The 21,613-nt window shown below is 62.8% G+C and carries 19 protein-coding genes; 17 read left to right on the forward strand and 2 right to left on the reverse strand.

The window, feature by feature from the left end; translation table 11 throughout:
• Positions 1-46 precede the first annotated feature (46 nt).
• Entirely contained in the window at positions 47-1,213 is a 1,167-nt protein-coding gene (locus tag AEQU_RS00635; RefSeq protein WP_084280255.1) for a sensor histidine kinase, read from the reverse strand.
• Positions 1,210-1,884, reverse strand: coding sequence for a response regulator transcription factor (locus AEQU_RS00640; RefSeq protein WP_022738306.1), 675 nt, complete (start codon positions 1,882-1,884; stop codon positions 1,210-1,212). Before AEQU_RS00640 ends, AEQU_RS00635 begins: the two co-directional genes overlap by 4 nt.
• A gap of 564 nt (positions 1,885-2,448) precedes the next feature.
• Here AEQU_RS00640 and AEQU_RS00645 point away from each other — a divergent pair.
• The 17 genes from AEQU_RS00645 (at position 2,449) to AEQU_RS00725 (ending at position 21,541) form a co-directional block, all read left to right on the forward strand.
• A complete protein-coding gene (locus tag AEQU_RS00645; RefSeq protein ID WP_022738309.1) occupies positions 2,449-3,249 on the forward strand; it encodes an Rpn family recombination-promoting nuclease/putative transposase in 801 nt (266 codons plus the stop codon).
• 18 nt (positions 3,250-3,267) lie between these two features.
• Entirely contained in the window at positions 3,268-3,489 is a 222-nt protein-coding gene (locus AEQU_RS00650) for a hypothetical protein (protein WP_022738313.1), read from the forward strand.
• Positions 3,490-3,997: 508 nt separating this feature from the next.
• Positions 3,998-4,489 carry a PH domain-containing protein gene (locus AEQU_RS00655; protein ID WP_022738317.1) on the forward strand — a complete coding sequence of 164 codons (492 nt, stop codon included), beginning with the start codon at positions 3,998-4,000 and terminating at the stop codon, positions 4,487-4,489.
• Complete coding sequence (locus tag AEQU_RS00660) at positions 4,490-6,424, forward strand: PH domain-containing protein (protein WP_022738321.1); 1,935 nt, start codon at positions 4,490-4,492, stop codon at positions 6,422-6,424. It abuts the gene before it with no gap.
• 28 nt (positions 6,425-6,452) lie between these two features.
• Positions 6,453-7,304, forward strand: a complete 852-nt coding sequence (locus AEQU_RS00665; protein WP_022738324.1) for a hemolysin family protein — start codon at positions 6,453-6,455, stop codon at positions 7,302-7,304.
• Positions 7,305-7,534: 230 nt separating this feature from the next.
• Entirely contained in the window at positions 7,535-8,353 is an 819-nt protein-coding gene (locus AEQU_RS00670; RefSeq protein ID WP_022738328.1) for a hypothetical protein, read from the forward strand.
• Positions 8,354-8,406: 53 nt separating this feature from the next.
• Complete coding sequence (locus AEQU_RS00675; protein WP_022738332.1) at positions 8,407-9,069, forward strand: potassium channel family protein; 663 nt, start codon at positions 8,407-8,409, stop codon at positions 9,067-9,069.
• Positions 9,070-9,078: 9 nt separating this feature from the next.
• Positions 9,079-9,750: a potassium channel family protein gene (locus AEQU_RS00680; RefSeq protein ID WP_022738336.1), complete on the forward strand. Its 672-nt coding sequence runs from the start codon at positions 9,079-9,081 to the stop codon at positions 9,748-9,750.
• A 278-nt stretch (positions 9,751-10,028) separates the two neighbouring features.
• Complete coding sequence (locus AEQU_RS00685) at positions 10,029-11,873, forward strand: DUF2207 family protein (protein WP_158318390.1); 1,845 nt, start codon at positions 10,029-10,031, stop codon at positions 11,871-11,873.
• 71 nt (positions 11,874-11,944) lie between these two features.
• A complete protein-coding gene (locus AEQU_RS00690) occupies positions 11,945-12,472 on the forward strand; it encodes a shikimate kinase (RefSeq protein WP_022738346.1) in 528 nt (175 codons plus the stop codon).
• Between the two features lie 290 nt (positions 12,473-12,762).
• Positions 12,763-14,280 (forward strand): alanine/glycine:cation symporter family protein, encoded by a 1,518-nt coding sequence (locus AEQU_RS00695; RefSeq protein ID WP_022738351.1) that lies wholly within the window; start codon positions 12,763-12,765, stop codon positions 14,278-14,280.
• A gap of 162 nt (positions 14,281-14,442) precedes the next feature.
• Positions 14,443-15,783, forward strand: coding sequence for a molybdopterin-guanine dinucleotide biosynthesis protein B (gene mobB, locus AEQU_RS00700; protein WP_022738355.1), 1,341 nt, complete (start codon positions 14,443-14,445; stop codon positions 15,781-15,783).
• A gap of 18 nt (positions 15,784-15,801) precedes the next feature.
• A complete protein-coding gene (locus tag AEQU_RS00705; RefSeq protein ID WP_022738360.1) occupies positions 15,802-16,974 on the forward strand; it encodes a 4Fe-4S binding protein in 1,173 nt (390 codons plus the stop codon).
• Positions 16,975-17,272: 298 nt separating this feature from the next.
• Positions 17,273-18,121: an amino acid ABC transporter substrate-binding protein gene (locus AEQU_RS00710; RefSeq protein WP_022738365.1), complete on the forward strand. Its 849-nt coding sequence runs from the start codon at positions 17,273-17,275 to the stop codon at positions 18,119-18,121.
• A gap of 128 nt (positions 18,122-18,249) precedes the next feature.
• Entirely contained in the window at positions 18,250-18,903 is a 654-nt protein-coding gene (locus AEQU_RS00715; RefSeq protein WP_022738370.1) for an amino acid ABC transporter permease, read from the forward strand.
• A gap of 10 nt (positions 18,904-18,913) precedes the next feature.
• Complete coding sequence (locus AEQU_RS00720) at positions 18,914-19,687, forward strand: amino acid ABC transporter ATP-binding protein (protein ID WP_022738373.1); 774 nt, start codon at positions 18,914-18,916, stop codon at positions 19,685-19,687.
• 261 nt (positions 19,688-19,948) lie between these two features.
• The gene (locus AEQU_RS00725; RefSeq protein ID WP_022738378.1) at positions 19,949-21,541 is read left to right on the forward strand and encodes a S1C family serine protease; all 1,593 of its coding nucleotides are present in this window, start codon (positions 19,949-19,951) and stop codon (positions 21,539-21,541) included.
• Positions 21,542-21,613 lie beyond the last annotated feature (72 nt).

Below are 21,613 nucleotides of genomic sequence, written 5' to 3' on the forward strand. Positions count from 1 at the left end.
ACCTGTTTCTACCTGTTTCTACCTGTTTCTACCTGCGCCGTGTCTCCTATGCGCCGAAGAGTTCCTTGTGGGTGCGGTCGTGGGGGAAGGTGAGGATGACGCGGGTGCCCGTGCCCTCTTCGCTGGCGAGGCCTACGTGCAGTCCCATGGAAGCGCACAAGCTCGCTACCAAGTAAAGGCCCATGCCCGTGGCCGAACCGTGGGCGCGGCCGACCTGGCCGGTGAAGCCGCGCTCGAACACGCGGGGCACGTCGGCGGCGGGGATGCCGCAGCCGTTGTCGCGCACCTCAAGCACCGTGCGGCCTCGGGGGGTGCCGGGCTCCTCCTCGCGGACGGTGAAGGCGAGGGTGGTGGCGCCGTACTTCGCCGCGTTGGTGACCACCTGTCCCAAGATGAACACGAGCCAGGGCTCGTCGGCCAGCACCGTCAGGGCGTCGGGAATGTCAAAGGCGGGGGTGCAGCCTTTCTCGATGAGGAAGCGGCTGTGGCGCTTGCAGGCTTCCCGCGCCGCATCGGTCAAATTCACTTCGCGGATGGCGTAGTCGCGCTCGACCGAGGTGGATCGCGCGTAGTAGAGGGCCTGGTCCACCTGGGCCTCGATGCGTTCCAGCTCGCGGGCCACTTTGGCCGACTCGGGCCCGGGGTTGTTGGCGAGCATGAGCTTGATGGCGGCGATGGGGGTCTTTATCTCGTGAATCCACAGCTCCACATAGCGGCGATAGGCGGCCGCGTCGTCGCGTAGGGCCGCTGTCTCCTCGGCGGAAAGCTGGGAGAGGCGACGGGCCACATCGTAAGCGATCTCACCTTCCAGAAAAGGCGGCTCGGCGATGAGGGAGGGAAGCACGCAGGCTTGGCGCAGCTGCTCGGTAAGGTGGTGCAATTCGTGATAGAAGGCGGCTTTGCGGCGGTAGTCCAGAAAGCCGGCGCCCAGCGCGATGAGCGTAAGAATGTCGGCGACGAGCAGAACCCCCGACGAGTTCACGCCGAGCGCAGGCAGAATGAGCACGGTGCTGGCGAGGGCGAGCAAAAAGGCCGCGAGGCCGATGACGTTGTCGCGCACATAGGAAGCGGGCGTGAAGGCAGCGATGGGCGCATTGGCGGTGTGCGCGTTGACGCGTTCTCCTGCAGCGCTCGCGTCGCGGCCCCCTTCCGCAGCATGCGACGCGCAAGAGATCTCGCAGTCCTCGCGTGCCACTGTGTTGTGCCCGCTCATACCGTGTACCCCACACCGCGGCGGGTAGCGAGGAAGTCCTCCGGAACGCCTAGGGAACCGAGGGTTTTGCGCAAGCGGTTCACATTCACGGTTAGCGTGTTGTCGTCGATGAAGGCGTCGGATTCCCACAGGGCACACATGATCTCGCTGCGAGGCACCACCACGCCGGGGTTGCGCATGAGTGTCTGCAGGATGCGCAGCTCGTTGCGCGTGAGTTCGGCGGTGCGTCCTTGGAATTCCACGGTGCCGGCGCCCATGTTCAACGTCACGCCTTTGTGGAGGATCGTCATACCGGCAGCAGGGCTCGCGCTGCGCCGCAGCAACGCCTGCAGATGCGCGAGCAGCACGGCGGGCCGATAGGGCTTGGTCACGTAATCGTCGGCCCCTAGGTTCATGGCCATCACTTCATCGAACTCGCTCTCCGAAGAGGTGAGCATGAGGATGGGCACCGAGCTTTTGGCCCGGATGTCGCGGCAGATGGAATGCCCGTCGGCGCCGGGCAGCTTCAGATCGAGCACGATGCAGTCGGGCTCGGCAGCGAGGGCGCGTGCCGCGGTGTCGCCCCAGGTGCCCTCGTAGGCCGCCACGGCGTAGCCGGAAAGCTCCAGCACGTGGGCCAGCTCCGCGCGCAGGGCGGTATCGTCTTCGATGAGATAAATGCGCTGGGCCATGGCTGCCTCTCTTTCGGCGGTGTTCGCAGGTGCCGTTCGCGCAGGGCGTGGCGCTCGGGCATAAGGCCCAGGCGCGAGGTTCGGACGTGGGGCTCGCGCGCAAGGCTCGGGCGCGGTAGCGTGGGCGCGAGGTTCGTGCGCTCAAGCGCGACGGCAAGCATCGCAGCCCATTGTAAGCCTGCGCGCCGTTCCCGCCCCCAGCAACTTCCAACCTTACGCAACCGTAAGTTGGTTACCAGCTTCCTCGGAAGGCGTGCTCGACTGCTCGATAGTAAGCGAATGGGCAGAATTTGCCTGAGATCTTGAGTTATAAGCGTCTGCAGAAGAAAAATGTGGATGAAATTAACGAGTAATGTATAAATAAGGGGGTGAAAATGTGTGCTCAGGCGCTTATAACTGGCGATCTCGTGCAATTCAGGGCTGGTTCGCCGACGACGCTTCTTCGCAGCATTGCGACTTTGTTGCGGTCGGCGCAGGGAACGGATCGGGACATTCCCGCGTCATTTCTGCGGTCGTGCTCTGGCAGAATGCCGTCATCGACCGAATCGAGACGGGAGGTTCGCCATGGGAGAGCGGAAGCTCAAGTTCCAGGATCGCTGGATGTTCAACCGCGTGCTATGCGAGGAGGAGGTGTGCCGCAAGGTGCTGCGCGCCGCGCTGGGGATAGAGGCGGGGGAGATCGCCTACCTGAACGCCGAGCAGTGCTTCGAGCCGCTCGCCGCCGGACGAGGCGTGCGCCTGGACGTGTTCGCCCGGGGCGACGGGCGGGTCTACGACATCGAGATGCAGGTCGCCAGGGAGCGAGACCTGGGGCGCCGCATGCGCTACTACCAGGCCGCCATGGACGTGGGGGAGCTGGGGTCGGGCGAGGACTTCGGCGCGCTGCCCGAGAGCTACGTGCTGTTCTTCTGCCGCCACGACGCCTACGGCAAGGGCGAGCCCGCGTACGTGATCGAGCGCAGGTGTGGGGTCCATCCCGACCTTGCTGTGGGCGACGCCTCCCCGTGGGTAGTGCTGAACGCCTCGGCGTGGGAGGCCTCCGCCGACCCCGGGCTGCGGGATGTGCTACGATACCTCCGGACCGGGGAGGCCGAAGGGCCCTTGTCGTCGGAGATCGACGCCCTGGTCGGCGTGTTCAACGAGGACAGGGAGTGGGTGGACCGCGTGCTTACCTACGAGCAGGAGACCGAGATGCGCTGCCGAAAGGCGCGGGAGGAAGGCCGGGAGGAAGGCCGGGAGGAAGGCGAGGCCCGTCTCGCCGTGCTCGTGGGCGCTCTGCTGGCCGACGGCCGTTCCGAAGACGTGGCCGCTGCGGTGGAGGACAAGGTGCGTCGCGAGGAGCTCTACGCCGAGCTCGGAATATGAGGCCAACGCGCCTATACCGTGCGCATTACGCCTGAAGGCGATGCGCTGGCCGAGAAGCGCTGCGCCGCGCAGTCCGAGGTGGCCGATCGCATCCTGTCGACCCTGACGCCCGAGGAGGTCGAGTCGTTGAACGTTCTCACGGAGAAGATCATCCACCAGTGCAAGGACATGGGCGTCCGCGGTGAGCGCAAGCATGGTCGCCACCATCGTCATGGCAAGAGCCGTAGCTGCCGCAAGTAGCGTTCGGCACGGCCCCGATGTCTTTTCAGATAATGGCCTCCCAGGGGGCCATTATTTTTCTCAAAGATTATTCTTGACATAGAATAAAGCATTGTTATAATAGATTTCGACAGAGCGGGAGATGCGAAGTCTCCTCCTCTCTCCTCCTCTCTCCTCCTCTCTCCTCCTCTCTCCTCTTCTCTCGTCCGCATGCGCCTCTCCCCCTTCGGGCGCCAAGGACACTCATTTGCGAGCCCGGGATCCCCCCTCCCCGGGCTCGCAGCATGTCAGGGGCCGGCTGCTTCGGAGGGAAGCCGGCCTCTCGGCTCTCTGCCGCTCTCCATCGAGGCGCACCGGCGCGTTGGCGCATGCGCTTTTCTTCCTTAAGAATCCCTGAGGTTTCGTTGCGAAGGCGAAAAGTGGGGTAGTATGGTCGAGAAAACGTGGCGGCCTTTGCGGGGTCGCCTGCACGTGGCGACTTCCAGAGGCACCAGAACGGGGAGTCGCCTGGATAGGGAAGGATTCGGCTATGCGAGAAATGCCCGCCAATCAGTTGAACCCGCGCATTAAGAGCGTTTGGCGCATCAACGATGCCATTTGGATCGTTGTCTCATTCCTGTGCTGCTTTCTGCCCTTCGCTATCATAGCGTTGGTGGCGCCAGAAGAAGCGTGGGCCGGGGTGGTGGCTCTTATTGTCGCTATCTTGTTCGTGGCGCTGCTTGTGCTGTGCGTGGTGGTGCTGCCGCCCATTCGCTATGCTCGTTGGCGCTACGAGCTTACGCCGGATTACCTGGATATTGCTCGCGGCATCTTCTGGCGCAAGCGCTTCGTCATTCCGTTCATCCGCGTGCAGAACACCGACACGCGCCAAGGGCCCATCCTGCGCGCCTTCGGGCTGTCCAGCGTCACCGTGGCAACTGCCGCCGGCGAGCACGAGATTCCCGGCCTCGGCATCGAAGAGGCCGACGTGCTGCGCGATCGTGCCGCCGAGCTGGCGCGTCTGGCCCGAGAGGACGTATAAATGAGCGCGCCGAACGTGCCCCCGCAGGTGCCCGCGCCCGCGCCGAACGTGCCCCCGCAGGTGCTCGCACCCGCGCCGATACCCCCTGCGGCGGCTGCCCCATCGACTGAGCTGCCGCGCCACCATGTGCACCACAGCTATATCTGGCTCGAAAGCGTGCGCACGATCTTCATCATTGCCGTATGTGTTGTGGTGGCGAACTTCTCCACCATCATTGGGCTCGTTGCCGAAGAGGGCATGGGCGCCGAGGCCGGGTTCATCATGGCGGTGGCCGGCATCGGCACGCTGGTGGTCATCCTCCTTACGTTTGGCATCGTCGCCGGGCTGCGCGTCGTTGGCTACAAGCACCTGTACTTCACCGTCGGCCCCGACGAGTTCACGCTGTGCTCCGGCATCTTCAACAAGAAGCAGGTGCACGTGCCCTACCAGCGGGTCCAGTCCGTGGACCAGCGGGCGACGCTCCTTCAGCGATTGTTCGGCGTGTGCACGGTTTCCATCGATACGGCCGGCGGCGCGGCGAACAAGGCCGTCGTGGTGCCCTACGTCACCAAGGCCCAGGCCGAGTGGCTGCGCGCCGAACTCTACAACCGCAAGAACGCTCTGGCCGCTCAGGCTGCCGTTGCGTCGGGCATGGCGGGCGCCCCGGTTCCGCAGTCGGTGGAGGCCGGCGTTGCGGCTATGGCCCAGGGGGCGGCGGCCTTTGCCGGCAACGTGCCGAGCCCGGCCGTCGCGGGCAACGTGCTCGATGTGGGCGCCGAGGCATGGAACCAAGTGGGCGGTGTGTTCGCCGGCCCTGCTCAAGATACCGGCCGCGTTACCTACGAGTACGGTCTCACTAACAAGGAGCTGTTCTTCGCGGGTCTTTCCAACACCACATCGGTGGGGCTCATCTTCGCCGGTCTGGTTGTCGGCGTGCTGCAAATCGTCAGTTTCATCTTCGACGTGATGGGGGATGCAGCCGATGGTGCTGTGGAAAGCGCCGTGGCCTTCGCCGGCTCCCAGGCTTCGGCCTACCTGATCGGGGTCGTTTCGGTGGGGATCATCGTGCTGGTGCTCGTGCTGTGGGTGTTCTCGGCGTTGGGTTCCTGCATCGGCTACGGTGGCTTCAAGGCGCGCCGTCGCAACAATCGTATCGAGGTGGAATACGGCTTGCTGCAGCACACCTTCCAAGGCATCGACATCGACCGCGTGCAGTCCGTGGTTGTGAAGCAGAGCTTCATCCGCCGTCTGCTCGGCTACTGCGAGCTGTCTCTCGGCAAGATTGACGCCGCCACGGGCGAGGATAGCGGCAATAAGCAGAATACTCTGGCCAATCAGGGGATCATCATCCACCCCTTCGTGAAGATGAACCGTGTGCCGGAAATCCTCGCCGGGCTCGTGCCGGAGTTCTCCGACCTTCCCCAGGAGGCGAAGCCTGTCGCGAAGGTGGCGCTGCGCCGAGCCGTGCTGCGCCAGAGCATCTGGTTCGGCGGCGGCTTCTGGCTGGCCGTGGTAGTCACCGTGTGCCTAATGGTTTTCGGTTGGGTGAATGGAGAAGTTGCGACTGGCGGCATCGAGCTCGATTCCGAGGATCTGTTCCTTCTGAGCATTGGGTGGAACGTGATCGTGGTGGGTGGCTATGCGCTGGCGGCCGTCCTCTTCATCGTCGATGTAGTGAACGCTGTGCTGTGGGCCCGCGAGTCCAGCTTCGCCTACAACCATCGCTTCATGCAGGTGAGCAACGGCGGCCTTTCTCGAGAAACAGTGAGCTTCCCGCGCCAGAAAATCCAGTTCGGCTGCACGAAGAGCAACCCGTTGCAGCGCCGTGCGGGCACCGACACGCTGCTCGCCACGACGGCGGCCGGTTCCGGCGGCACCACGACGACGCTCATCGACGCCTCCCACGCCGACGCCATGGCGTGGCTCGACTGGCTGAAGCCCGGCGGCAACCAGTAATCCCGGAAAATATGGTAAAGTACCGCCCATGAGTAAAACAGACGACACTGCAAATTCGAAGCCGGCCTTCCTCGATTTCCTGCGCCCCAAACGCGAAAGCGTTACGGAGGACGAGATCAAGGACATGGTGGCCGAGAATATCGAGCTTCTCGAAGACGAGAAGCGCATGATCAACGACATCCTCGATTTGGCCGACATGACGGTGCGCGAAATCATGAAGCCGCGCGTCGACATGATCATGGCCGAGGACACCGAACCGGCCCGCGCGGCGCTCGACCGCATGCGCGGCACGGGCTATTCCCGCCTGCCGGTCTATCACGAGGAAGTGGACGAGGTCATAGGCCTCGTGTCCTACAAAGACCTCATCGGCCCTCTGCTGGACGGCCGCATCGAAGACCCGGTGGCTGAGTTCATGTACGAGCCGCTTTACGTGCCCGAGACGAAAAACGTGCTGAAGCTTTTGTCGGAGCTGCAAGAGGCCCGCATGCAGATGGCTATCGTCGTGGACGAGTACGGCGGCACCGACGGCCTCATCACCATGGAGGACATCATCGAGGAGATCGTTGGCGAGATTGCCGACGAGACCGACAACGATCGCGACCTCATTGTGCTTGTCGAGCCGAACCAGTGGCGCGTCGACGGTCGCTTTCCCGTGGAGGATGCGGTGGAGCTCGGCTGGCCCGTGGAAGAATCCGACGACTACGAGACGCTTGCGGGTTGGATCATCCACGAGCTGGACTCCGTGCCCCGGGTGGGCGACGAGCTGCTGGTCGACGGCTACGCCTTCAAGGTGGTGAAGATGCGCCGCTCGCGCATTTCCATCGTGCAGGTGAAGAAGTTGCCATCGGTAAGTTGTGAAGAGTCGGTAACGACTGCCTGACAGCGCTCAGGGTCGCACCCGCGAGACCTGCGGGAACCCAGAAAGTGCGTTTTGTCAAGCGAACAAAGCGTGGATGTCGGCTACCGCCTCGGCACGGTTTCAGCCAACTAGGGTAAAATATCCGCGACATAAAACAGCATAGCATTCTTTACTGCAGCAATCCCACACCCTAATCCAGCACGCTGCGCCGCTTGAGCGGTTTAGTTTCGTGCTGTCGAGAAAGGGAATGAGTGGTCACAAGGCGCAAACAGAGTCATCGCAAAACCGTCGTGCTGGCGATGGTTGCGCTCTGCGTGCTGCCGATGCTGGCCGTGGGCTTCCTTGATGCTGGTTGGGCGTCCGCCGGTTCTCACGACATGGGGGCGACCACCTTCGGTCTCGCTCGTCAGTCCGCCGAGAACCCCAGCGCTTCCGATGTTTCCCCCGACACCGTGCAAGACAAGTCCGACGCGGACGTTCTCGCTGTGGAAGACGTCGCCGAGGAAGCAGCGCTGAAGACCGCCTCGTCCCGCGATGTGAGCGCCGGCGTGCAGGAAATCGCCGACGAGGAAGAGGCCGCGCGTCTGGCCGCCGAGGAAGCCGCTCGCGTCGCCGAGCAGGAGGCCATCGATCGGGCCGACGCCACGCGCTCCCGCTACTACGCTACCTTCGGTAGCCTGCCGGCCGGCGATGTAGATTTTTCCATCGGTCGCGAGGCGTTCATCGAAGAATGGTCCGCGCGCATCAACGATTACCTGTTCGGCAGCCCTCTGTCTGGCTACGGCGAGACCTTCGCCGAGGCGGCCTGGGAAGCGGGCATCGACCCGCGCTGGTCTCCGGCCATTTCCAACACCGAGTCCACCAAGGGCCGCGTTTGCTTCAAGTCCCACAACGCTTGGGGCTGGGATCAGACCAACTGGCCCGATTGGGACACGGCCATCCGCTCCCACGTGGCTGGTCTGGCTCGGGGCTATGGTTTCACCATCAGCTACTCCTACGCCATGCGCTACTGCCCCCCGAACTACGACAACTGGTATCGGGATACGCTGAATCAGATGCAATTAATCTAAATTAGTGAGAAAATGCCGCAAGGCATTTTCTTTTGTAGGAGGACGAGCAACCTATGAGCAACGTGATTGTGGTCGGGTGCGGGCGCGTGGGGTCGCAGCTGGCCAATATGCTCTCGGACAATGGCAACAACGTCTGCTGCATCGACAAGAACGCCGATGCCTTCGCGAACCTCGGCCGTAACTTCAACGGCAGCACCGTGCAGGGCGTGGGCTTCGACGAGGACGTGCTCATCCGCGCCGGCGTGGAAGAGTGCGATGTGCTGGCCGCCGTCACCCAGCTGGACAACACGAACCTCATGTGCGCGGAGGTGGCCAACCATCTGTTCGGCGTGCCCCACGTCATCTCGCGCCTGTACAATCCCGACCACGAGCGCGCCTATATGCAGCTGGGCATCGACTACGTCTGCGGCACGTCGCTGGTGGCCGAGGATGTGTTCTCGAAGATTGTGTCAGGCCACGGCTCCCACATTGACACGTTCGGTGAATTCGAAGTGCTCCGGTTCACGCTGGACCTCTCCAGCCGCGACAACGCCAAAACGATCCGCGTCTCGGAACTTGAGCGCGATCACGAGGTGCGCATTATCGCCTTCGAACGCGCCGATGGCTCCGCGTCCTCCATCCCGACTCCCGATTCGCTGCTGTACGCGGGCGACTCCATTCTCGCTTGCGTGCGCCACGACGTTATCGCGCCGTTCTCGCGTTATATTCTGGATTAGGTGGTACCCATGTACATCGTTATCGCCGGCGGAGGCAAAATCGGTTCCTACTTGGCTGGCATCATGTTGAAGAGCGGCAACGAGGTGGCGGTCATCGAGCAAAGGCTCGCCACGGCCGACCGCCTCTCCGTGCAGCTGACTGGGCCATACCTCGTCATTCACGGCGACGGCTGCGACTCGCGCTACCAAGAGGACGCGGGCATCCGCCAGGCCGATGTGTTCGTGGCCACCACGGGCCAGGACGATTCGAATCTCGTATCCTGCGAAATCGCCCAGCGCGTGTTCCGCGTGCCCCGCTGCATCGCTCGCGTGAACAATCCGAAAAACGAGCGCATCTTCCGCGAAGTGGGCATCGAATGCGTGTCCTCTACGACGCTCATCGCGAACCTCATCGAGGAGGAGGCGCTCTTGGGATCGGTGTCCGTCGTGTCGTCGCTGACTCATGGCAACGTGGCTCTGGCCGAGGTGATGGTGCCGCGCATGCGCCACTTCTCCAATGAGGACGGCGTGCTCATCGACGAGGTGCCGCTGCCGGACAACGCGATCATTGCCGCCATTGCCAGCGGGGGCGATGTGGAAGTGGCCAACGACGAGACGGTGCTGCATCCGGGGGACAAGGCCATCGTAGTGGCGGACGAGGACGTGCTGGACGACGTGCGGCTGGCGTTTCGGGGGCTCTAGTGGTTGTGGAAAGGGCCGGTTGCATGTCGCTCGGGGCGGAATCAGGGGGTACCTTGATTCGCGGCTGCGAGTCCGCTGGGGAGGAGCTACGGGGTATTCCAATTCGCTCAGACAGTCCTCGCTCGGCGGAACAGCCCACTGGGCTGTTCCGTTCGCTGCGGAACTCGCTCGGTTGGAACACCCCGTATCTCCTCTGCGCCGTCATTCTGTTGATGATTTGCCTTCTGCCCTTCTGCATGCCCGGGAAAGCTCTGGCGGCGGATTATCGGTGTTCGGAGGTGGACTTGCTGGCATCGGTGGAGACCGACGGGTCGGTGCACATGACCGATCAGCGCATCTTCGACCTCACGGAAGGGGAGAGCGCGCCGGAGCGGTTGAAGTGGCTCTACGATGGGTTCATCGAAGGGGCTGAGGTTACTATCGAACGGGTGCGCATGGCGCCGGTGGATGGCGATGGTGCGCTTGCCGGGGAGTGGACGGAGCTTCCCGAGACGACGTTCCTTTTGCCCTGGCGCGGCGGTGGAGGGCCCGAGCACGATGCGTGGGCCTACGACAAGTTTCAACATACGCTCTACGCCTTTGTGGACGCCATGCCCGAGCGCGTCATGTTCGAGGTGGTCTACCGCGTGGAAGACGCCATCGAGGCCTTCGACGACGCGGCCGACTTCCAATGGCTTTATGTTCCCCAGGACTACGATGTGGCCCTGGCCGATGTGCGAGCAGAAGTGGTGCTGCCTGTGGCGGCCGACGATTCCGTGAAGGTCATGGAAAACGTTTATGCGTGGGGTCACGGCCCTGCCGATGGCGAGGTGGACATCCGCTCCGACGGTACGGTGATCTTCACGGATCCTGCGGTCGAGCCCACGATGTACGCCAAAGCGCGGGTGATGTTCCCCGTCGAGTGGCTGACGAACCTGAGCGAGGAGGCGCGCCTGGCGAATCAGGGCACCCTGCAGTACTACTGGACGAGCCGTTACGAGGAAACGTGGGTCGATACGGATACGTCTCAGGAGGTCATTCGTCTTGGGCTGGCTTTGGGACTGCTGGGCTTGTCTGCGGCGTTGCTGCTGGCGGCGCTCATCGTTTGGTGGCGCTGGGGCCGAGAGCGGCCGCCGGCGTTTCGCGACGATTATTGGATGAACCCGCCTGCCGACGCCATGGCGCCAGCCGTGCTCGGTCGTCTATGGCGCTGGAACCACGAGAGCCCCGACGACATAGTAGCCACGGTGCTCGATATGGTGCGTCGCGGTGTTCTTGAAGTGCGAGACGATGAGCTGGTCATACCTGCCGCGGGAGAGGAGCCGGCGAAGAGGGTCGAGAGTGGGTCGCCCGCCGCCCTTGCTGCGCCTCGGGCCGCTGATGTTGGTGCGGATGATGCGCCCGACGCGGCTGACGCGGTCAACGCAGAGCAGGCCGCCCTCGATGCGGCCACGCTGCGGCTGCTGCGCATGGTCGCCACGGGCGGTCGGACACTCAGCCGCGCCAAGCTTTCCGCTTTGGCCCACGAACATCCGCGCGATCTTTTGGAGGCCAGCGCGGCCTGGCAGCGTTGCCTCACCGCTTTGGTTGAGCCCTACGGCTTCTTCGATACAGCCTCCCGTCGCGCTCAGCATGTCGTTTTGGGGGCAGCGATTTTCCTGGCGGTTATCGCGGTAGCGGCCATCATTTGGGTCAGCTGGCGTGCTGGCGTGCTCGCTCTGGCCACGGCGGCGGCCATGGGGGTGCTCGGCAACTACACCATGCGGCGCTCCCCCGAGGGCAACGACATCGCCGCCCATGCCAAGGCCTTGCGCAACTGGATGCGCGATGGCGGCTGGTCGCTCGAGGGCGACAAGCTCGCTCCCGACGAGCGCGCGGCGCTCATTCCGTATGCCTATCTGTTCGGTGCGCTGAAATCCCTCGGATTCGGTGCTTCCGCAGACGCAGAGGGCGCCGATGCCGGGGATGCCGCCATGGCGGTTCGGGGGAAGGCCCCGATGGCTGCCGGCGTCGCTGCTGCCGTCGCCGCCCCTGCCGCTGCCCCTGCCGATGAAGCGGCGTTCCTCGCCGCCCTGGCTCCAGTGTTTTCCCAATCCTTAGACGAAGCGTTACGTGCCGCCCATAAGCGTGCTGAAGTATCATAGGGGCGAAGCTGCCCATCCATTTCGGCGACCATAGCCCGGCCGTCGACACCTTCTACGAGAAAGGTCCTCATATGAAAGAGAAGTCCTTCGAACCCGGTCGCGACAACATCGTGCTCATCGGCATGCCCGGTGCGGGCAAGTCGACCTTGGGCATCGTGCTGGCGAAGATTCTCTGCATGGATTTCGTCGACGCCGATCTGCTCATTCAGCAGTCCTGCGACAAATCGCTCCAGCGTCTCATCGACACTCTGGGTCCCGATGCCTTCCTCGAGATTGAAAACCAGGTGCTTTCCGAAATGTCCTTCGAGCATTCCGTCATCGCCACCGGCGGCTCGGCCATCTACAGCGAGCCGGCCATGAACCACCTGTCCGAGATCGGCCGCGTGGTGTATCTGAAGATCAGCTTCGACGAGCTGAAGTGCCGTCTGGCCGACTTCTCCGAGCGCGGCGTGGTTATGCGCGACGGCATCGGCATGAGCCTGCGCGACCTCTACGACGAGCGCCTGCCGCTCTACGAGAAGTACGCCGACATCACTGTGGATGTGAACGATCTGTCCATCACCGCCGCCGCCCGCAAGGTCGCCGCCGCCCTGAAGTAGCGGCTCGGTTTCGCATCGACGGGAAACTGGCGGAAAACAGCGCCACTTTTTCGCGGGGCGTTCAAAATACCCTGATAATATCGCCTAACTTTAGCCCGCTGTAGGGTAGAATACGGGCATGTCTTGCGTCGGCGAGGGTCGGCGCGTATATCCGAGGCCGTTTTCCTGCGACGAATCCCTGGTTCGGGCGTGCTTATCGCGCTCTGTTGGATTCGACCGCAGAAAGGCGAGCCCGTTTGGAAGGCGATCCAGGTTGCAGGGCCTGGCGCGCTTTCGGAAAGGAAGCATCTATGGCCGATTTGAACGAGATGCTCGTCGCTTGGACTGGTGAGATCGACTCCTTTATGTACACCTACATTTTGGTGATCTTGCTGGTATTCGTGGGCGTCTACTACACCATCCGCACCAAGGCGGTGCAAATTCGCTACATCAAGGACATGTTCACTCAGCTGACGGAGAAAAAGCATGTCCAGGGCGAGAAATCCATCTCGTCCTTCCAGGCCCTCATGGTGTCCACCGCCTCGCGCGTGGGCACGGGCAACATCGCCGGCATCGCCACGGCCGTGGCCACGGGCGGTCCGGGCGCCATCTTCTGGATGTGGCTCATGGCGCTTATCGGCGCGGCTTCGGCCTTCATCGAGTCCACGCTCGCGCAGATCTACAAGATTCGCGGCAAGGAAGGCGAGTTCCGCGGCGGTCCGGCCTACTACATTCAGCAGGGCCTGGGGCAGCGCTGGCTCGGCATCATCTTCGCCTGGGCGCTCATCCTGTGCTTCGCCTTCGGCTTCAACGGCCTGCAGGCCTTCAACATGACTTCGGCGCTCGAGTACTACATCCCCGACTACGCCACCAACGGCACGGCGGTCGGCGTGGGCATCGTGCTCATCGTGTTCACCGCTTTCGTCATTTTCGGCGGCGCGAAGCGCATCTCCATCATCACCTCCATCATCGTGCCCATCATGGCCATCGCCTACATTCTCATTGCGCTGTGGACCACGATCGCCAACATCGGCGAGCTGCCGGCCGTGTTCGGCACCATCTTCCAGTCGGCCTTCAACTTCCAGTCCATCGCGGGCGGCTTTGCCGGCTCGGTGGTTATGCTCGGCATCAAGCGCGGTCTGTTCTCCAATGAGGCCGGCATGGGCTCGGCCCCGAACGCCGCCGCCACCGCCAGCGTGTCGCATCCGGTGAAGCAGGGCCTCGTGCAGAGCCTGTCCGTGTACATCGATACGCTGCTCATTTGCACCTGCTCGGCTATGATGGTCATGGTGTTCTGGGTGCAGGATCCCGAGGCCGCCATGGCGCTCAACGGCATGCCGCTCGTGCAGATGGCCGTGAACAACGCCATCGGCGAGGTGGGCATCCACTTCATCACCTTCGCGATCTTCGCCTTCGCGTTCTCCAGCCTCATCGGCAACTACTTCTATGCCGAGACGAACTTCCGCTACATCTTCAAGAATACCAAGTGGGGCATGCTCATCTTCCGCGTGCTGTGTCTGGCCGCCATCTTCTACGGCTGCGTGAACAGCTTCGATCTGGCGTGGAATTTGGCCGACATCTTCATGGGCTTCATGGCCATCATCAACCTTGTGGCCATTCTGCTGCTCGGCAAGTGGGCCTTGGCCGCGCTGGATGACTACACTCGCCAGCGCAAGGAGGGCAAGGATCCGGTGTTCATCGCTGCCAGCGTGCCCGGCATGCCCGCCTGCGAGTGCTGGACCACCGCGGATCTGCCGAACTTCGGCGACAATCCGGTGGAGGAGTACATCGAGGAAGCCGCATCGCTCGACTCGGAGGGCTTGAGGTAAGAACCTGGGTATCCCCCCCGCAGGGCGGCGCATCGCCTTGGGTCAGAAAGGGTTTCCGAAAGAGCGGCGGCTCGCAAGGGTCGCCGCTTTTTTCGTAGTGCTATACTTTCCCGGAACAAAACGGCGGCCCGGGCGGCCGCATTAGGGGAGGGCGTAACAGCTATGATCGATATTCCAAGTCCGGCTGTGGCCGTCGTGGGGCGGCACAACTCCGGCAAAACGACGCTCATCGAGCGGCTTATCGCCGAGCTGGTGGGCCGCGGGCTCGACGTGGGCTCCATCAAGCACCATTCCCATCGCGGGTTCGACATCGATATTCCCGGTAAGGACTCCTACCGCCACAGGGCCGCCGGCGCCTCCGAGACGGTTATTGCGGCCCCAGGGCAGGTGGCGCGCATCAAGACCGTGGAAGACGAGGTGGAGTGCAGCGAGCTGGTGCGCTCGATGCCGAACCACGACATTATCGTGGTGGAGGGCTACCGCAAAAGCGGGTTGCCAACCATCGAGATCATGCGCTCGGGTAACGAGGCCGACTGCCGTGCGGCTCGCCTGTTCGTGAAGGCGGCCCGGGAGGGTCTGCCTTTGACGACGGACTTCACGCAGCTGGGGCGCGCGGTCGACCGCGCGGGCGACGGGGCTGGGCGCGACGGGGCCTGCGACGGCGCGGGCGAGATGCCGGGTGCGGGCGAAGTACCGGGCGCGTCCGACTACTCGGCTGCCGCCGATGCTGCGGCCAAGATGCCTTCTACCAACACGGTGGCTGTGGTGACCGATATCCCCCATGCCGAGGAGGCTGCGGCGCTCTATGGCATTCCCGCCATCGGCCTTGAAGATGTGGCCGCTTTGGCCGATTTCCTTTCCGAGCACTACGTGCGGCCGCGCGTCACGGTGGTCATCCAGGCCGGTGGCGAGTCGCGGCGCATGGGCCAGTCGAAGGCGACGGTGCCCTTTGCGGGACGTCCCCTCATCTGCCGTCTTGTCGAGCGTCTGTCGCCCGTGGCCGATGAGCTTATCATCACCACCAACGAAGCCGATAAGCTGGGCTTTCTCCATGATATGTACCCCGATCTGACCATTAGGCTCGTGGGCGACGCCTATGCGGAACGAGGCGCTTTGCCCGGGCTCTATACCGCGCTTGCTGCTGCCGAGAACCCGTACGTGGCCGTTGTGGCCTGCGACATGGTGTTCGCGAGTGCGCGTTTGGTGGTGGCCGAGGCGCTTGCCATGCACGAGAGCGGAGCCGACGTGGTGGCGCCGTCCAACAAGCACGGCTTCGAGCCGATGCACGCCATGTACCGCAAGGAAGGGTGCCTCGGCGCTGTTCACGCCCGCACCGAGCGCGGGGAGAAGCGCGTGCAGAGCTTCTTCGACGACCCGGCGGTTACGGTGCTGCCCTTCAACCAGGATCGTGTCCTGGAAGTTGAGCCCCGCGGCGGCTGCTTCATCAATGCCAACACGCCCGATGAGCTTGCTCGCATCGAGCAGTCCTATCTCGGCGAATAGCAGAAAGGGATTCGCGCCATGCCGAACTTGAACGATATCATGGAGATGATGGACGCCTTGGAGACGAAGGCGATCATTACGATTCCCACGTTCTGCGTCGCTGTGCGCAACCGTCATTCCTCGTGCCGCAAGTGCGCCGATGTGTGTCTGGCCGACGCCTTCACGATTGAGAAGAACGAGCTGAACATCGACGCTGGGGCGTGCGTGGCCTGCGGGGCCTGCGTGGCGGTGTGTCCTACCTCGGCGTTGGTTCCCATGGATCCGATGCCCGACGACTTGGCCGGCGCTGTGGCCGAGACGACCAACGCGGCTGATGGCCTGACGGTCATCGCCTGCGCCCGCAAGGCGGCTCGCAACGTGGGCGACCCCGATAAGTACGCAGTGGTGCCCTGCCTCGCCCGCATGGAGGAAGAGCTGCTCGTGGAACTGGTGGCCCGCGGCGTTCCGGAGATCTGTCTGGTGGACGGCGACTGCCGTACCTGCAAGTATCGAGGCGCGGTGGCCGCCATCGACGACACGGTTGAGTCGACGCGCGCGCTCATCGAGGCCATGGGATCGGACGCGCAGATCACGCGCACATCGGAGTTTCCGGCTTCGGTTCAAGTAGAGGATATGCGCAAGGCGGTCGGTGCCGCCCGGCGTGAGTTCTTCACCTCCTCGGGCCATTATGCCAAGGACGTGGCGAAGTCGGCCGCCGAGAAGGTGGTGAACGAGAAGCTGGCGCAACTGCATCTGCAGAAACAGGAGCAGACGCTGCGGGAGAAGCTCGGCGTGAAGAACGGCGCGGGCAAGATGCCCACCATCGAAGCCGAGCGCAACATCGCTATTCTGGATGCCATGAGTCGCATCGGCGATCCCGATGAGCCAGCCGTCGACGAGATGTTCACGCGCATTTTCGGCGATATCGCCATTGATGCCGAGAAATGCTCCGGTTGCGGCATGTGCGTCATGTTTTGTCCCACTGATGCCCTGCGCAAGGCGGTCGATCGCCATCCGGACGAGGGCAAGGCGTACCTGGAGTTCCAGGTCTCCGACTGCGTTCAGTGCAACCTGTGCGCCGATGCCTGCTTGAAGAAGTGCATCGAGATCGTACCCGTCGTCTCCATGGAAGAGCTGTTCGATTTCGAGCCGCGCCTTGTGGAGATTTCCGCCGCTAAGAAGGGCAACAAGCTCTTCAATCGGAACAAGTAGCAAAGATTTTCTTGTTTCTGGTCACAAAATCGAGTTCTGGGTTTTTCTGAGAGCAAACTGTCCTCACGTCCCTGTGTACGCCCTAGAAAAATAGATATAATTAATCGTTGTATGCACACCTTTCATGAGAGTGCTCGGGAAAATCCGCTCGACGAAACCCAGAACTCGATTTTGTGACCAATTTTCTGATTAAGATTGTCTGTGCTATACTAGCGAGCGCTCTAGTGCTTTAGCACAGTAAAGAAGTAAAGTGGGGAAGGCGAGAGACTTTCCTGGCGTACCTTTTAGGGAGGACGGAATGAAGAAATTGACGAAGATCGCCGCTGCAGCTGCGGCTCTGTGCCTGGGGGCCGCGCTTCTGGCCGGCTGCTCGGGTTCCAACGACGCGGCCGATAACGCGGCCGACAATGGCGCTGCCGTTAACCCCGATGCCACGACGCTCATCGTGGGCCTGGACAACGCTTACCCGCCCTATGGCTTCATCGGCGACGATGGCAACCTGACCGGCTTCGACATTGATCTGGCCACCGAGGTGGCCGCGCGCAATGGCTGGAACCTCGAGCTTGAAGCCATCGACTGGGATGCTAAGGACGCGCTGCTGAACCAGGGTACCATCAACTGCATCTGGAACGGCTTCACCATGGAGGGCCGCGAGGCCGACTATGCGTTCTCGAAGCCCTACATGCACAACGAGCAGGTCGTTGTGGTGAAGAAGGACTCGGGCATCAGCTCGCTGGATGATCTTGCTGGCAAGAACGTCATGACGCAGGTCGACTCCGCCGCCCTGGACGTGCTGGAGGGCGACCAGAAGGATCTGGCCGACACCTTCGCTGGCGGCAAGGCGCAGACCATCGGCGACTACAACAACGCCTTCATGCAGCTGGAGTCCGGTGCGGTGGATGCCGTGGCTTGCGACCTGTCCATCGCGGACTACCAGATGGCCGCCAAGCCCGATATGTTCGTGAAGCTCGAGCCCTTGTCCACCGAGAACTACGCCGTGGGCTTTGCCAAGGAAGGCGACGCGGCCATGGTCGACGCGGTGAACAAGACGCTGAAGGAGATGTACGACGACGGCACCATCGCCAAGCTGTGCGAGAAGTGGGGCGAGTACGGTATCTCGATCGACAACTGGGTACTGGTTGATTAATTTACAACCTCGCTGATTTCCTTGGGCGAACCAGCGAAGGGAAGAGTTTTAATTAATCGGGAGGGCGAGGCTTTTTGGAGGCCTTGCCCTTCTTGTGGGTTTAAGAGCGACGATGAGAGGACGTGGAGATGGAATTCTCGGTCATGATGGGGATTCTCATGGAAGGTTTCGCCCTGACGGCGGAGATCTTCCTCATCACGCTGGTGGGCTCGCTGCCTTTGGGCGTGGTGGTCGCTCTGGCGCGTATGAGTAAGTTCAAGCCGCTGGCGTGGCTGGCGCAACTCTACATCTCCATTCTGCGCGGCACGCCGCTTATGTTGCAGCTCATGGCCATCATGTTCGGGCCTTACTATCTGTTCGGCCTGAACATGGGCAGCGATTGGAAGTTCTGGGCCTGCGCTATCGGCTTCATCCTGAATTACGCCGCCTACTTCGCCGAAATCTACCGTTCGGGCATCCAGTCTATTCCGCGCGGCCAGTACGAGGCGGCCGAGGTGTTGGGCTACACCAAAGTCCAGACCTTCATGAAGATTGTGCTTCCCCAGGTCATCAAGCGTATTTTGCCGGCCATGGGCAACGAGGTCATCACGTTGGTGAAAGACACGTCGCTCGCCTTCGTGCTTGGCATCATGGAGATGTTCTCCGCTGCGAAGGCCTTGGCCGCCAGCGAGGTGTCCATGGTTCCCTATGCTATTGCGGCCCTTATCTACTGGGTGTTCTGCCTGCTCATCGAATTCATTTTGAACCGTGTCGAGAAGCGTCTCGATTATTACCACGACTAGGAGGCGTTTCATGGAAAGCAAAGCGGTCGTAAGCCTCACCAACGGCAAGAAGGCGTTCGGGGACAACGAGGTTCTGAAGGATATTTCGCTGACGGTGAATGCCGGCGATGTGCTGGCTATCATCGGGCCCTCGGGCGGCGGCAAGTCGACGCTTCTGCGCTGCATGACGCTGTTGGAGACGCTCGACTCGGGCGATTTGTCCTACGGCGATCTCACGGTGTGCACCAACGACGCCGCAGGACGCGCTGTTTACGGGGGCAAGGACGTCGTCGCTGCCGCAAAGACCCGTTTCGGGCTCGTGTTCCAGAATTTCAACCTGTTCCCGCACTATACCGTGCTGCAGAACGTCACCGATGCGCTCATCTGCGTGCAGAAGATGCCGAAGGACGAGGCGCTCGCTCGCGGTCGCGAGCTTTTGGCCCGTATGGGCCTGGCGGACAAGGAAGCGATGGTGCCGTGCGACCTATCCGGCGGTCAGCAGCAGCGCGTGGCCATCGCCCGCGCCATGGCCATGAATCCGGACGTGCTGTTCTTCGACGAGCCCACGAGCGCGTTGGATCCGGAGTTGACCCGCGAGGTGCTGAAGGTCATCCGCGATCTGGCGGCCGAGCACATGACCATGGTCATCGTCACCCACGAGATGGGTTTCGCTCGCGACGTGGCCGACCACCTCATCTTTATGGACGGCGGCGTCATCGTGGAGCAGGGCCCGGCCAGCGAGGTCATCAACAATCCCCAGCACGATCGCACCCGCGCATTTCTGGCGAATTACGATCGGGACTAGGCGCTCGCTTGCGTTCTCGCATCGCCTCGAGGACGCCTTGAAGACGCCTCGAAAGCGACTCGGCGGCGGTCGGCGCGGGGTGCGGTGGCCCGTGCGCGGTCGGCGTGCGTCGTTGCGTCTCCGCGGCGGTTGGCGCGCGTACACCGATTGGTGTATCTCTGTGACGCAAGCGTGACGATGGGTTGCCATAACGGTTGAGAAGTTCTAGAGCGTGCTAAGGTTTGGCGCACATAAGGACAACCTTACGCGAAGGAGCCTTCCATGACCGACACCAATAGCACCCCCACGCCTCCAGGCGACTCCGCCTCGGGCGGCCACACCCCCGCATCGCAGCAGCCGGTACCGCTGCAGCCGACTCAGCCTGCGCCCTACAGCGCCCAGGGCACTCAGCCCTACGGCGGTCAGCAGGCCTATACCGGCCACGCAGGCCAGGCAACGGGCTATGGCACCCAGCAGCCCTATGGTTACGGGGCTCAGCAGGCGCCCGGTTCTGCACAGCATTCTGCCGGACAGGTCTACGGCCAGCAAACCTACGAGGCTGAACCCGTGTCCATGCATGCCCAGCACGCGGCTCCCAAGGGCAACGGCGGCAAGACGTTTCTCATCGCCTTCGCCGGCGCGCTCGTGGCCTGTGTGCTCGCCTTCGGCGTCTGGGGTATTGCGGGCGCGATGATCCCGGGCGGCTCAAGCTCGGGCACTTCGTCGGTCGTCACCGACCCCTCCACGGGCGAGACGACGGTCATCGCGCCGAGTGAGGATCCGACGTTGGCCGAGGCGGTGTCCGCGAAGTGCCTGCCCTCGGTGGCTGCCATCACCGTGTATGCCGACGCTTCCCAGAATGACGCGATGAGCCAGTACTTTGGCTACCAGTACGGTGGCCAGAGCGAAGGTTCCGGTGAGCTGGTGGCCTACTCCCAGGGTTCCGGCGTCGTGCTGACCGAGGACGGCTACATCATCACCAACAACCATGTGGTGGAAGGCGGCAGCGCTTACGAGGTCATGGTAGCCGGCGAAACCTACGAGGCTGATCTCGTGGGCACCGACCCCTCTTCCGACGTGGCCGTGCTGAAGGCCAAGGACGCCAGCGGTCTTACGGTTATGGAGCTTGGCGACTCCGACAACCTGACCATCGGCGAGTGGGTTATGACGCTGGGTAGCCCCTTCGGGCTCGAGCAGTCCGTCGCCACGGGCATCGTGTCCGCCACGAGCCGCTCCCAGATTATGAGTGCCCAGGAATCGATGCAGTCCGGCGGTACCGGCGAGGTCACCATCTACCCGAACATGATTCAGACCGATGCGGCCATCAACCCCGGCAATTCCGGCGGCGCGCTGGTGGATGACGAGGGCAAGCTCATCGGCATCAACACGCTGATCACCTCGTACTCCGGCAACTACTCTGGCGTCGGGTTCGCCATTCCCGTGAATTACGCCATCAACTTGGCCCAGCAGATCATCGCCGGTGAGACGCCGACCCATGCTCAGCTCGGCGTGAGCCTCTCCACGGTGAGCGCGGCGACGGCGTCCCGCTACGGCCTGCCCGTCGACACCGGCGCCTACGTGGCCGCCGTCACTCCCGATTCCGGTGCGGCTGCGGCGGGCATCGTGCCTGGCGACATCGTCACGGCCTTCGATGGGCAGGCGGTTGAGTCGGCTTCCGACCTCATGCTGGACGTGCGTACCAAGAATCCCGGCGACACCGTCACCCTCACGGTGAACAGCGGTGGCCAGGAGAAAGAGGTGCAGGTGACCCTGGGCGACGACTCCGCCAGCCAAAAGGCCAAGCAGGAGCAGCAGAGCCAGGAGCAGTCGATGAACGGCTACAGCCTGGAAGACCTCTTCGGCCGCCAGCGCTAAACGGCGTGACGCGCGGGCGTGTGACGCTCACTGCGCCCACGTCACAGCTCGATCAACCTTGGCCCCTTCTCG

This window comes from Adlercreutzia equolifaciens DSM 19450, from assembly GCF_000478885.1.
Lineage (GTDB): Bacteria > Actinomycetota > Coriobacteriia > Coriobacteriales > Eggerthellaceae > Adlercreutzia > Adlercreutzia equolifaciens.

Excerpts from the sequence above, each read along its gene's own strand:
- AEQU_RS00635 (WP_084280255.1), bottom strand. The coding sequence starts at position 1,213 with ATGAGCGGGCACAACACAGTGGCACGCGAGGACTGCGAGATCTCTTGC.
- AEQU_RS00640 (WP_022738306.1), bottom strand. The coding sequence starts at position 1,884 with ATGGCCCAGCGCATTTATCTCATCGAAGACGATACCGCCCTGCGCGCG.
- AEQU_RS00645 (WP_022738309.1), top strand. The coding sequence starts at position 2,449 with ATGGGAGAGCGGAAGCTCAAGTTCCAGGATCGCTGGATGTTCAACCGC.
- AEQU_RS00655 (WP_022738317.1), top strand. The coding sequence starts at position 3,998 with ATGCGAGAAATGCCCGCCAATCAGTTGAACCCGCGCATTAAGAGCGTT.
- AEQU_RS00660 (WP_022738321.1), top strand. The coding sequence starts at position 4,490 with ATGAGCGCGCCGAACGTGCCCCCGCAGGTGCCCGCGCCCGCGCCGAAC.
- AEQU_RS00665 (WP_022738324.1), top strand. The coding sequence starts at position 6,453 with ATGAGTAAAACAGACGACACTGCAAATTCGAAGCCGGCCTTCCTCGAT.
- AEQU_RS00675 (WP_022738332.1), top strand. The coding sequence starts at position 8,407 with ATGAGCAACGTGATTGTGGTCGGGTGCGGGCGCGTGGGGTCGCAGCTG.
- AEQU_RS00680 (WP_022738336.1), top strand. The coding sequence starts at position 9,079 with ATGTACATCGTTATCGCCGGCGGAGGCAAAATCGGTTCCTACTTGGCT.
- AEQU_RS00690 (WP_022738346.1), top strand. The coding sequence starts at position 11,945 with ATGAAAGAGAAGTCCTTCGAACCCGGTCGCGACAACATCGTGCTCATC.
- AEQU_RS00695 (WP_022738351.1), top strand. The coding sequence starts at position 12,763 with ATGGCCGATTTGAACGAGATGCTCGTCGCTTGGACTGGTGAGATCGAC.
- mobB (WP_022738355.1), top strand. The coding sequence starts at position 14,443 with ATGATCGATATTCCAAGTCCGGCTGTGGCCGTCGTGGGGCGGCACAAC.
- AEQU_RS00705 (WP_022738360.1), top strand. The coding sequence starts at position 15,802 with ATGCCGAACTTGAACGATATCATGGAGATGATGGACGCCTTGGAGACG.
- AEQU_RS00710 (WP_022738365.1), top strand. The coding sequence starts at position 17,273 with ATGAAGAAATTGACGAAGATCGCCGCTGCAGCTGCGGCTCTGTGCCTG.
- AEQU_RS00715 (WP_022738370.1), top strand. The coding sequence starts at position 18,250 with ATGGAATTCTCGGTCATGATGGGGATTCTCATGGAAGGTTTCGCCCTG.
- AEQU_RS00720 (WP_022738373.1), top strand. The coding sequence starts at position 18,914 with ATGGAAAGCAAAGCGGTCGTAAGCCTCACCAACGGCAAGAAGGCGTTC.
- AEQU_RS00725 (WP_022738378.1), top strand. The coding sequence starts at position 19,949 with ATGACCGACACCAATAGCACCCCCACGCCTCCAGGCGACTCCGCCTCG.